We start from the raw sequence: 12,248 nt of genomic DNA, 5'->3' as shown, positions 1-12,248 counted from the left end.
TTTGCCTTTTCCTCCCACTTCGGGCCCTGGGGGCCCTCGCCGCGCGATCAGGTTCTTGGCTGCGTGTCCGCGTCCTCGTCGTTCGTTGCCATAGGAACGGCAATGGACATTTTGGGGGATGCGGGGTGGGGCGGGAGTGGTGGGTGGGGATCATGTGGGTACGCCGGTAGGTGTCCTAGATGTCCGGGGGGTCGTACGCTGTCCCCCTGGTCCTGTTCGGGTCTACCGGCGGGGGTATCGTGCCTCTCCTTCACAAGATCGCTGGAGTCGTGATCGTCTGCGCCGTGGTCCTCGGGCTGACGCTGCCGGGTGAGCGGCGCGGGCGGGACGCGGGGACCGCGGCCGAGCGGGCCGGAGCGGCGTCCGAGGCGACGCCCCCGGTACGGGCCGCGAAGGCCGGCGGGACGCCCGCACCGGCGGGACCGGGGACGGCCGGGCCGTCCGGGGCGCCCTCCGCGTCGGCGTCCGCGCCGATCCCGGCGGCGGCGCCCGCGGCGGTGGCGGCCAAGGCGAACGAGCTCGGCCAGGTCCCGGTGCTGATGTACCACCGGATCATGAAGAAGCCCGAGCAGTCGCTGGACCGGTCGGCCAAGGAGCTGTACGACGAGCTGACGCGCCTCGCGAAGGACGGCTACTGCCCGATCACCGCGGCGGAGTTCGTCGGCGGGCGGTTCAACGTCCCGGCGGGCAGGCATCCGGTGGTGCTGACGTTCGACGACAGCACGCCCGGCCACTTCGGGCTCGACGCGCAGGGCAATCCGAAGCCGGACACCGCGGTCGCGATCATCGAGCAGGTCGCGCGGGAGAACCCGGGGTTCCGGCCGGTGGCGACGTTCTACCTGAACAAGGAGCTGTTCGGGATGGACGACGTGCAGGCCGGGGCCGGGCTGAAGTGGCTTCAGCAGCACGGGTTCGAGCTCGGCAACCACACGGTGACGCACCCGAGCCTGTCCGGCATGTCGGAAAAGGGGGTGCGCAAGGAGATCGGTGACATGGAGGACCGGATCGTCAAGCTCACCGGCGCGCACACCACGACGTTCGCCTATCCGTTCGGGTCCGTCCCGAAGAAGGCGGGCTGGGCCGAGAAGGACGGGGGCCGCTACTCCTTCCAGGGCCTGTTCCTCGCCGGCTGGCGGCCCTCGGTGTCGCCGTTCGACGCCGACTACGACCGGAGGAAGATCGACCGGATCCGGTCCGAAGGCAAGATCAAGGAGAACGACTGCAAGAAGTACTGCTCCACCGCCTGGCTGGAGTACCTGGACAAGAACCCCGATGAGCGGTACACCTCTGACGGGGATCCGAACACCGTGACGTTTCCGAAGGCCGCCGAGGACCGGCTGGCCAAGGAGTACCGGGCTCGTGCGCGGACCTATTGATCATCGCCGCCCCCTGCGGATTGACCACGCGAGATTGGTCCCATATCCTGATCGCTGCGCTGTGGGCCTGCGCGCGCTTCGGACGGAGCAGGCTCGCGCTCGGTCAGGTCGGCGACAACGGTTCGGTTCACTGACGCGGCACGGCCCGCGTCCCATTCCGGTCTTCGGCAGGGCGGATAACGGCCCTCCGCGCACTACCCATACGACTTCCATGTCCGTACCGGAGCCAGCCGACACATGACGAGCAGCACCGAGGCCACCTCGACCACCCCGCAGGTAGCGGTCAACGACATCGGGTCCGAGGAAGCCTTCCTCGCAGCGATCGACGAGACCATCAAGTACTTCAACGACGGCGACATTGTCGAAGGCACTGTCGTCAAGGTCGATCGTGACGAGGTCCTCCTCGACATCGGCTACAAGACCGAGGGCGTCATTCCCTCGCGTGAGCTCTCCATCAAGCACGACGTCGACCCCAACGAGGTCGTCACCGTCGGAGACCACGTCGAGGCCCTCGTTCTCCAGAAGGAGGACAAGGAAGGCCGTCTGATCCTGTCCAAGAAGCGCGCTCAGTACGAGCGCGCCTGGGGCACGATCGAGAAGATCAAGGACGAGGACGGCATCGTCACCGGCACGGTCATCGAGGTCGTCAAGGGCGGCCTCATCCTCGACATCGGCCTGCGCGGCTTCCTGCCCGCGTCGCTGGTCGAGATGCGCCGTGTCCGCGACCTGCAGCCCTACGTCGGCCGCGAGCTCGAGGCCAAGATCATCGAGCTGGACAAGAACCGCAACAACGTGGTCCTGTCCCGCCGCGCCTGGCTGGAGCAGACGCAGAGCGAGGTCCGCCAGACCTTCCTCAACACGCTGCAGAAGGGCCAGGTCCGCAAGGGCGTCGTGTCCTCGATCGTCAACTTCGGCGCGTTCGTCGACCTCGGCGGCGTCGACGGCCTGGTGCACGTCTCCGAGCTGTCCTGGAAGCACATCGACCACCCGTCCGAGGTCGTCGAGGTCGGCCAGGAGGTCACGGTCGAGGTCCTGGACGTCGACATGGAGCGCGAGCGCGTCTCCCTGTCGCTCAAGGCGACCCAGGAAGACCCGTGGCAGCAGTTCGCCCGCACCCACCAGATCGGCCAGGTCGTGCCGGGCCGCGTCACCAAGCTGGTGCCGTTCGGCGCGTTCGTCCGGGTCGAGGAGGGCATCGAGGGCCTGGTGCACATCTCCGAGCTGGCCGAGCGCCACGTGGAGATCCCCGAGCAGGTCGTCCAGGTCGGCGACGAGATCTTCGTGAAGATCATCGACATCGACCTCGACCGGCGCCGGATCAGCCTCTCCCTCAAGCAGGCCAACGAGGGCGCGGCCAGCATGGAGGAAGAGGACTTCGACCCCACGCTGTACGGCATGCCCGCCGAGTACGACGAGCAGGGCAACTACAAGTACCCCGAGGGCTTCGACGCCGACACCGGCGAGTGGCTGGAGGGCTTCGACGAGCAGCGCGAGACGTGGGAGCGGCAGTACGCCGAGGCCCGCACGCGCTTCGACGCCCACCGCAAGCAGATCGAGGAGGCCCGCAAGGCCGAGGCGGAGGCCGACACCGCGCCCGCGAGCACCAGCACCAGCAGCGGCGGCGGCGGCGAGACCTCCTACTCCGGCGGCGGCGAGAGCGAGTCCGGCGGTGGCGCCCTCGCCACCGACGAGGCGCTCGCCGCGCTGCGGGAGAAGCTCTCCGGCGGTCAGTAGCCGCACCCCTCCGCCGGCCGCCCGCGCGGCCGGCGGATGAACAACACGAACACGGCCGGAGAACGATCTTCTGGATCGGCCTCCGGCCGTGCTTCGGTTGCGCCACCATGGCGGGAGGGCCGCGTCCCCTCGGCGCCTCGCCGCACCCCCGAAGGTCCGCTCGTCCCCGGGAGCACTCGTTCAATTGGCCAGCACAGACGCCGGCACCGACGCCGGCACCAGGACCGGCGGCCCCGCCGCGGCCGGCCCCTCGATCGTCCCGCAGGGCCCCGCCCGGCTCGCGCTGATCGCGGTCACCGTCGCGGTGCTCGCGCAGACCCTGCGGTTCTCACTGCCGCAGCTCGACCACTTCGCCGACCAGGCCGGCATCCCCGTCGCCGCGGCCGGTGTGCTGGTCGTCTACCTCGCCGGGTTCCTCGCACCGCCGATCCGCCGCGCCGCCGGGCCGCGCGGGCTGCTGCTCGCCGGCGTCGGCGGCCTGTTCGCCGTCCGGCTCCTCGCGCAGGCGATCGACCCGCGCACCTGGCTCGCGTTCGCGGGCACCGCGATCGGCATGATCGCGCTCGCGGCGCTCTTCGAGGGCGCCCGCGGCCTGTCCGGCGTCGGTTTCGCCACCGCCGCGGTCGCGGGCCTGTCGATCGACAGCGCCGTGCGGATGTGCTTCGCCACCTGGGACCCGGTGTGGCGGGACGGCGTCGGCCCGTGGCTGGCGTGCCTGGCGTTCGTCGGCGTCGGCGCCGCCGCCCTCTACCGCGAGCTGGCGTCGGGGCCCGTCGGCGCGCCCGGGGTGTCCTGGCGGGACGCGCTGGGCGCCGCCGCGCTCGGGCCGTTCCTCGCGCTGCAGGTCCTCGTCCTGTCCAGCCCCGCGTTCGTGGCGTCGTCCGGCTGGCAGTCGCTGACCGGCGCGCACGTCACCATCGTCATCGGGCAGGGGCTCGCGCTCGCGTTCCTCGCCTCCGGCCTCGCCGTGCGGGCGGTGCCGGGCGGGGTGTGCGTGCTCGGCGGGACCGTCCTCGGGGTCGGCGCGGGCGCCGTCGCCGGGACGTACGCGCTCTCCGGCATCGAGACCGTCCCCATCGTGATCGTCGGCCAGGTGATGGCGGCGTGGCTGCTGGCCGTGGCCGTCCGCGCGCCGCTGCGCCGCGCCGGGACCGGCGGGCCGGTCTGGCGGATCGACGCCGGCGCCGCGCTCGGCGGCCTGCTGCTCGCCGCGATCCTGATCCCCTACCAGGTCAGCGCGGTGTCCCCGCTGCCCGTCCCGAACAACCTGCTGCCCGGCCTCGCCGGGATCCTGCTCGGCGCGCTCGCCGCGTTCGCGGCGGCCCGCGGCGGCCCGCTGCCCGCCCGCGCCCCGCTGCGCGCGCTCACCGCCGGCGCCGCCGCCCTCGTGCTGCTCGCCGGCACGCTGGTGTTCACCGTGGCCGCGCCGGACGGGAAGGCGCAGCCGGCGCCCGCCGCCGGCCAGGTGCGGGTCATGAGCTACAACATCCACGACGCGGTCGACCAGTCCGGTCAGCTCGACCCCGAGGGGATCGCGCGCGTCATCGAGGGCCAGCGCGCCCAGGTCGTCCTGCTGCAGGAGGCCGGCCGCGGGTCGCTGACGTCCGGCACCACCGACGTCGGCGTGTGGCTGTCCCGCCGCCTCGGCATGAAGCTGATCTGGGGCCCGGCCGCCGACGGCCAGTTCGGCAACGCGATCCTGACGTCGCTGCCGGTGCGCAGCTCCGGGACGAGCCGGATGCCGCGCGGCGACTGGTCGCAGATCCGCGGGTACGTGTGGGCGCGGCTCGCCGTCGGCGAGACCACGATGGACGTGTGGTCGACGCACCTGGAGGGCGGCGACGACCGGGCCGGCGAGCGGTCCCGGGAGATCGCGGCGCTGCTGCGGGCCTGGGGCGGCGCGCCCCGCACGCTGATCGGCGGCGACTTCAACACCGATGCCGCCAGCCCGGAGCTGACCGCGATGACCGACGGCACCGACCTGCGCAGCGCCGCCCTCGGCGGCGAGCCGTACCCGACCCGGCCCGACGGCTCCACGCACGACTGGATCTTCGGGTCGGACGGCATCCTCGTCACCGACTACGAGGTGCCGAGGTCGGAGGCGTCCGACCACTATCCGGTCGCGGTGACCGTCCGGATCGGGCGGTGAGCGGACGCGGCGCCCGCCCGGCGCTAGGGTCGCTCCATGGCTGAAGCGCCGGTCGTGATCGAGCGGGCGGGACCCGGGGACGCCGGGGAGCTGATGACCGTCCAGCGCGCCGCCTACGTCGCGGAGGCGCAGCTGTACGGCGACCCGTTCCTCCCGCCGCTGGTCGAGTCGGTCGAGCAGCTGCGCAAGGTGCTGGAGACGGACGCGGTGGTGCTGAAGGCGGTGGCGGACGGCCGCCTCGTCGGCGCGGTCCGCGCCCAGTTCAGCGACCACACGTGCCTGGTGGGGCGGCTCGTCGTCGTCCCCGACCTGCAGGGCCGCGGCATCGGCCGGCGCCTGATGGCCGAACTGGAGGCCGAGGTGGCCGGCCGGGTCGACGCGTGCGTGCTGTTCACCGGGCACCTCAGCGAGACCAACCTGCGCCTGTACCGCCGCCTCGGCTACGCCGAGACGCACCGCGAACGCGTCGCCGCCCACCTCACCCTCGTCCACATGCGCAAGCCCCTCGTCTCCGCGGAAACCGCCTGACCGATACGTTGAGTCCGTGCTGAAAGTGGGACTCACCGGCGGAATCGGGTCGGGCAAGAGCGAGGTGTCCGCGCGGCTGGACGAGCGCGGCGCGGTGGTCATCGACGCCGACAAGATCGCCCGGGAGGTCGTGGAGCCGGGCACCCCGGGCCTCGCCGCCGTCGTGGCGGAGTTCGGCGAGGACGTGCTGCTGCCGTCCGGTGCCCTGGACCGCGAGAAGGTCGGCAGGATCGTGTTCGCCGACCGCGGGCGGCTCGCCGCGCTGAACGCGATCGTCCACCCGCTCGTCGGCGAGCGCATGCAGGAGCTGATGGACGCCGCCCCGGCGGACGCGGTCGTCGTCTACGACGTCCCGCTGCTGGCGGAGAACGGCCTGGCCCCCATGTACGACGAGGTCGTCGTGGTGGACGTCCCCGAGGAGACCCAGCTCGACCGCCTGACGTCCCGCCGCGGCATGGCCGAGGAGGACGCCCGCGCCCGCATGGCCAACCAGGCGTCCCGCGAGGAACGCCGCGCCGTGGCCACCCACGTCATCGACAACTCCGGCACCCTCGCCGACCTGAAAACGCAGGTCGACGCCCTCTGGGAGACCTTCACCCGCCGCGCCGCCTCCTAGAACGGGGCGTCGAGGGGGAGGCGGTGGACTTCTGGGAGGTAGGGGTCCAGTTCGCCTGGTTCGAACCGGCACATGCCCACGGCGTACCAGAATTCGGCGGTGGCGTTGCCCTCCCACTTGTAGCGGCCGTCCGGGGCCAGCGCGGCCCAGCCTTCGGCCAGGCCGAGGAGGGTCGCGCGGCGCGCGGGGGCGTCGCGGTCGGTGACGTCCCAAAGGATGATGGCGCCGTCGTCGCCGGCGGTGGCGAGGAGGGCGCCGTCCGGGCTGAACGCGGCCGACCAGATACGGCGGGTGTGGCCGGTGAGGGTGTGCAGGAGCCGTCCGGTGGACGGGTCCCACAGGCGCACCAGCATGTCGTCGCCCGCGGTGGCGAGCATCGCCCCGGAGGGATGGAACGCGGTCGTCCATAGGCGGCCGGTGTGGGCGGTGAGGGTGTGGAGCGCCCCGCCCGTGGACGGGTCCCAGAGGCGGACGGTGCCGTCGTTGCTGGCACTGGCGAGGGTCTCGCCGGACGGCGAGAACACCACCCGGTAGACGCGGTCGGTGTGGCCCTGGAGAGCGGCGGTGAGTTCGCCGGTGCGGGGGTTCCAGAGGCGGACGAGGCCGTCGTCGCAGCCGGTGGCGAGAAGAGCGCCGCCCGGCTGGAAGTCGATGGAGCGGACACGCCCCCGGTGGTCGGCGAGGTTGACGGTCTCGCGGCCGGTCGTCCAGTACCAGAGGCGGACGGAGTCGTCGTCGTTGGCGGTGGCGAGGACGTCCCCGGCGGGCGCGAACGCCTGCGCCCACACGTGGTCGGTCTCGACGTTCAGCTCGCGCTCGAAGGTGCCCGTCCCGGCCTGCCACAGGTGGACGCCGCCGTCGTTGGTGGCGGTGGCGAGCTGGGAGTCGCGGGTGTTGAACACGGCGGAGGTGAGGTTGTCGGCGACGCCGCGCAGCTCGCGGATCATCCGGCCGGAGCGCGGCTCCCAGAGCCGGACGAGGCCGTCGTTGCCGCTGGAGGCGAGCATGCCGCCGTCCGGGCTGAACGCGACGCCGGTGACGCGGCGGCCGTGGCCGCGCAGCACGACGCGGCACTGCCCGGTCTCGGCGTCCCACAGCCGGGCGGTGCCGTCGTTGCTGCTGGTGGCGAGCTGGGCGCCGTCGGGGCGGAACGCGAACGGCCACACGGCGCCGCGGTGCCCGGCGAGTTCGAGGCGCTGCCGCCCGGTCGCGGGGTCCCACAGCCGGACGGACCCGGCGCTGTCGGCGGTGGCGAGGCGGCCGCCGTCCGGGCTGAACGTCGCCTGGTAGATGCCGCCGCCGTGGCCGGAGAGGACGCTGCGCTGCAGGCCGTCCGCCCAGATGCGGACGGACCCGTCGGTGTCGCCGGTGACGAGGAGGTCCCCGTCCGGGTGGAAGGCGATGGCGTAGACGCGTCCGGTGTGGCCGAGGAGTTCCCGGTCGATGTCGCCGGTGCGGATGTCCCAGAGCCGGACCACGCCGGCCTCGTCCCCGGCGGCGAGGAGGGAGCCGTCCGGGTGGAACACGGCGCGGAACACGGCGCCGCGGTGGCCGGACAGCTCGCGCCGCAGCGCGCCCGTGGCGAGGTCCCAGACGCGCAGGGTGCCGCCCGCGTCGCCGGTGACCATGAGGGAGCCGGCGGGGTCGAACACGGCGGTGTAGACGGGCGCGGTGTGCCCGGACAGCTCGTGGACCAGGGCGCCGGTGGCGGTGTCCCAGATGCGGATGGTCCCGTCGGCGGCGCCCGCCGCGACGAGGTCGCCGCCGGACGGGGCGCGCCCGCCGACGACGACCGGCCACACGCCCTCGGGGTGGACGGCGAGGGTGTGCGCCGTGTGCCCGGTCGCGAGGTCCCACACCCGGACGGTGCCGTCCGCCGAGCCGCTCGCCAGCAGGTTGCCGCCGGAGTCGAACGCCACCGCGTAGGCGCGGTCGGTGTGGCCCTGGAGGGTGCGCAGGGGCGTGCCGGTGACGGCGTCGCACACGAGGACGCCGCCGTCCTCGCTGCCCACGGCCACGACGGACCCGCCCGGGCTGTAGGCGAGCGGCTGCGGGAGGCGGCTCGTCTGGAAGTGGAACCCGTAGGGGACGCCGACCGCGGGCGGCGCGATCTGGATGTCGATGGGACGCCCCGGCGCGATCGCGGCCTCGCGCAGCTCGGGGGCGGCGGCGATCCGGTCGGGGAGGACGGCGTCGACGAGGGCGGCGCGCGTCCAGCGGCTGCCGTCGACGGCGGCGTCGCGCAGGTCGGCGCGGGCGAGCCGGGCCCGGGACAGGTCGGCGCCGCGCAGGTCGGCTCCGGTGAGGCGGGCCTCGTCCAGCCGGGCCCCGGCCAGCGACGCGTCCCGCAGGATCGCCCGGGACAGGTTGGCGCCGACGAGCTGCGCGTCGGTGAGGTCGGCGCCGGTGAGGTCGACCTCCTGCAGGTCGCGGTAGGACAGGTCCTCGCCCTGGAGGCGGGCGCCGCGCAGGTCGGTGCGGGCCGGGGTCCGCAGCCGGGTCGTGACGCGGATCGCGTTGGCGCGGGCCAGGTCGCCGGCGCCGGGGTCGGCGAGGACGCCGGCCGCCCAGTCCTGGCAGGCGCGCGTGTCGGCGAGGTCGCACAGGAAGTCGACGGCGAGCTGGGTCAGCGCGCGGCGGCCCAGCGAGGCCGGGACCGCGCCGCGCGCGAACTCGTCCGCGATGTGCCGCGCGACGAGCCACTCCATCACCGACGTGTGGATGAACCCGAACAGGCCGTCGTCGGTGCGGACGAGCAGGCTGCCGGCGCCGACGGCGTGCGTCACCTGGTGCGGCGACAGCCGGCCGCCGGCGAGGCCGGTGAGGGTGTCGGCGACGTCGGCCAGCTCGGCGAGGCTGAGGAACTGCTCGTTGCCCTCCCACAGCCGCAGCGCGAGCGTGCCGACGGCCTGCCACATGTCCTCGGCCTTCAGCCCGGACGGCCCGCCGGAGCCGCCGACCCGGTCGGCCTCGTACGCCAGCCAGGACGACAGGATCTCGTGGTACAGGTCGGCGGGGGAGACGGCGCGGCGGGCCTGCGCGACCGCGCGCAGCCGGGCCTCGGGCAGGTCGGCGATGAACGACAGCATCCGCGGGTTGGCCGTCAGCGCGAGGAGCTCCTCGATGCCGGCGAGCAGGTCCAGCCGCGCCTCGGCCGCGTCCTCGTTCCCGTACCGGTTCACCAGGTACGAGCGGACCTGCGGCGGCGTGAACTCCTCCAGGCCGAGGACGCGCCGGTGCGGCAGCACGCCGACCCGCTCGCCGAGGGCCGTCAGCACCTGCGCCTGCGACTTGAAGTGCTGCGTGCGGCTCGCCACCACGATCTTGGCCTTGTCGCGGGCGGCGCGCAGCAGCGTGTCGAGGTGGTCGGCGGCCTGGTCGTAGGTCATCCGCGTGACCAGCTCGTCGAACCCGTCGAAGAGCAGCACGATGCGGCCCTGCCGGAGCATGTAGTGGAACGCCTTGAGGTCGATCAGCTCCTCGCCGTGGTTGGCGAGGTGCGCGGCGACCAGGCCGTCCACCGAGTGCGCCTTGTCGAGCGCCCGCAACTCGATGAGGATCGGGATGACGTGCGGCAGCTCCGCGGGGATGCGCCGGGCCAGCTCGCGCAGCGCGAACGTCTTGCCGCGCCCGAAGTCGCCCAGCAGCAGCAGGAACCGCCCGTGGTCGGCGGCCAGCAGCCGCAGCATCTCGCCGGCGACGTCCTCGCGGACGTCCCCGGCCAGGCGCGTCCCTTCCCCGGGCGCCTGGAAGCGGTCGAGCTCCCGGAACCGCTGCGGGACGTACAGGGACGGCGGGTACAGCCCGTCGCCGGACAGCCGCCGCGTCTGCGCCGCCACGTACTCCGACAGGTCGAGAAGGCCCTGGAACTCGGTGAGGCTGCGGACCCGGATGCCGCGCCGCAGCGCGTCGCCGCGCAGCGACCGGGCGGGCGCCGGCCCCACGTACACCAGCTCCGACCCGTGGTCGGTGCCGTCGGCGTGCACGTGCCGGATGAACGCGTCCACGTCCGCCTCGGTGACCTGCCCGACGTGGGCGCCGATGCGGTACTGGCGGACGAACCCGTCCTCCAGGTGGGTGAGCAGCAGGTGCGGCGGGTCGGAGCGGCCGTCCTCGCGCGGGGGCGGGACGATCCGCCGGATCGTCGCCCGCTCGAACCGCGTCTCGCACGCCTCCGTCAGCCGGTCGAGCAGCCGCGCCGTGGGGTCGGGGACGGGTTCGGCGGCGCCGTCCGGCGCGGGGCCGAGTTCCGGGGCGGGAGGGGCTGGCGGGGTCTGCGCGCGCGGCGGCGGGAACGTTCCCCGGGCGCCGGCCCAGGACCGGTCGAGGCGCTCGGGGCCGCGCCGCCCGGCGTCCTCGGGGATCCAGCGCTCCAGGCCGTCCCGGCGCAGCACGACGGTCTGGTGGCGTCCCGGCCCGAGCGCCGGGACGGACGGGACGCCCCGGCCGCCGAGCAGCGGGACGGCGCCGAACTCCGACTCCGTCCCCTGGAAGAACAGGTTGACGTGGCCGCCGAGCAGCGTCTCCACCGTCTCCGGGTCGCGGAGGGCGCCCGGCTCGCCGGCGATGGGCGTGTGCTCCAGCGCGGCCAGGCGGAGCCACCCCTGGTCCTCGAAGTGCCGGAGCCGCTCGTTGAACCAGGCGGCCTGCGCCCGGCCCACGTGCCCGTACCGGTCCTCCTCGCGGTGGGTCTGCGGCAGCGTCGAGTTGAGGCCGGCGACCACGACCCGCAGGTCCGGGACGGGGAACAGCGTCCACGGCTGCGCGCTGTCGAAGATCAGCGCGTCGATGCCCTGGTAGAACTCCTTGAACAGGCCCGCGTAGTGCCGCCACTTCGGCCAGTAGGGCGGCTGCGGCTCGATGTCGTCGGCCTCGCAGCTGGAGAAGTACGCCTGGCATGCGGCGCGGGTGACGTCGTGGGTGCCCGGCACGACCACGACGCGCTGCGCCTCCAGGCCGAGCAGCGCCCGCAGGCTGGTCAGGAACGACAGCGCCTCGGCGAACTCCCGGCGGCTGCCCGAGTGGGTGATGTTGCCGGTGACGACCAGCAGGTCGGGACGCGGCACGCCGGAGTCGGCCAGCCGCGTCACGTCGCTCCAGACGCGGTCCTGCAGCTCGGCGGCGGTGGTCGGCTCACCGGGCTCGGCGAGCGTCCGGCCGAACCGGGGACCCGAGATGTGCAGGACGCTGAGATGCTCGCGCGGCTCGTGCCCCGCGCCCGCCGCGGGGAACGCGGGCGCGGCCGCGGGCGCCCGCCGGGCCGGACGCTCCCCGACCCGCTCCGGCTGCGGCTCAGCGGGCTCCAGACGCCCCGGGAGGACGCCGCCGCCACCCGGCAGGGACGGGCCGCCGCCGGGGAAGCCGGGGCCGTCGAGGGGCCGCGCGTGCCCGGCGAGGGCCTCCTGGATGCGCCGCATCAGCAGCCCGCGCGCCTCGTCCGGGTCGTCGATCCCGACCAGGTCCACGTAGGTGATCGTCGACAGCAGCCCGTCGATGGGGCAGTCCTCGATCCGGACCGTGACGAGCTTGCGGGCCGGGTCGTCCGGGTCGGCCCGCAGCGCCGCCATCCACTCCAGCCGCCCGTACCGGGAGCGCAGGTAGTTGCGCGACAGCACCGCCACCACGGCCTTGGCCTCCGACAGGCCCCGGTCCATGAAGTCGATGAAGTTGGTCCCCGGCACGAAGTCCCACGCCTGCATCATCGTCCGGTGCCCGGCGGCCTCCAGCTGCCACGCGATCCAGGACGCCCACCGCTCGTCCGCGGGGGAGTAGCTGACGAAGAAATCGGTCGGACGCTCCTGCCCGAGGTGGCCGCCGGGGGTTGTCATGCCGCCAGTATCGCGCG

6 protein-coding genes are annotated in these 12,248 nt (G+C 73.8%); 5 read left to right on the top strand and 1 reads right to left on the bottom strand.

The window, feature by feature from the left end:
• Positions 1–239: 239 nt before the first annotated feature.
• The 5 genes from AL2_RS06760 (at position 240) to coaE (ending at position 6,403) form a co-directional block, all read left to right on the top strand.
• Positions 240–1,376, top strand: a complete 1,137-nt coding sequence (locus tag AL2_RS06760) for a polysaccharide deacetylase family protein (protein WP_067630953.1) — start codon at positions 240–242, stop codon at positions 1,374–1,376.
• Between the two features lie 237 nt (positions 1,377–1,613).
• The gene (gene rpsA / locus AL2_RS06755) at positions 1,614–3,110 is read left to right on the top strand and encodes a 30S ribosomal protein S1 (RefSeq protein WP_067630951.1); all 1,497 of its coding nucleotides are present in this window, start codon (positions 1,614–1,616) and stop codon (positions 3,108–3,110) included.
• 184 nt (positions 3,111–3,294) lie between these two features.
• Positions 3,295–5,259, top strand: a complete 1,965-nt coding sequence (locus AL2_RS06750; protein WP_168444632.1) for an endonuclease/exonuclease/phosphatase family protein — start codon at positions 3,295–3,297, stop codon at positions 5,257–5,259.
• Positions 5,260–5,295: 36 nt separating this feature from the next.
• Positions 5,296–5,787, top strand: a complete 492-nt coding sequence (locus AL2_RS06745; protein ID WP_067630949.1) for a GNAT family N-acetyltransferase — start codon at positions 5,296–5,298, stop codon at positions 5,785–5,787.
• 16 nt (positions 5,788–5,803) lie between these two features.
• Positions 5,804–6,403: a dephospho-CoA kinase gene (coaE, locus tag AL2_RS06740; protein ID WP_067630946.1), complete on the top strand. Its 600-nt coding sequence runs from the start codon at positions 5,804–5,806 to the stop codon at positions 6,401–6,403.
• On the opposite strand, the gene AL2_RS06735 is transcribed toward coaE, so the two are convergent.
• A complete protein-coding gene (locus tag AL2_RS06735; RefSeq protein ID WP_067630943.1) occupies positions 6,400–12,231 on the bottom strand; it encodes a WD40 domain-containing protein in 5,832 nt (1,943 codons plus the stop codon). The two genes, coaE and AL2_RS06735, sit on opposite strands and share 4 nt — an antisense overlap.
• Positions 12,232–12,248: the final 17 nt, after the last annotated feature.

Origin of the sequence: Actinomadura latina NBRC 106108, assembly GCF_001552195.1 — a bacterium.
Classification (GTDB): Bacteria; Actinomycetota; Actinomycetes; order Streptosporangiales; family Streptosporangiaceae; genus Spirillospora; species Spirillospora latina.
The sequence above is the reverse complement of the archived record's forward strand: the minus strand, read 5'-3'. Positions and strand labels throughout refer to the sequence as shown.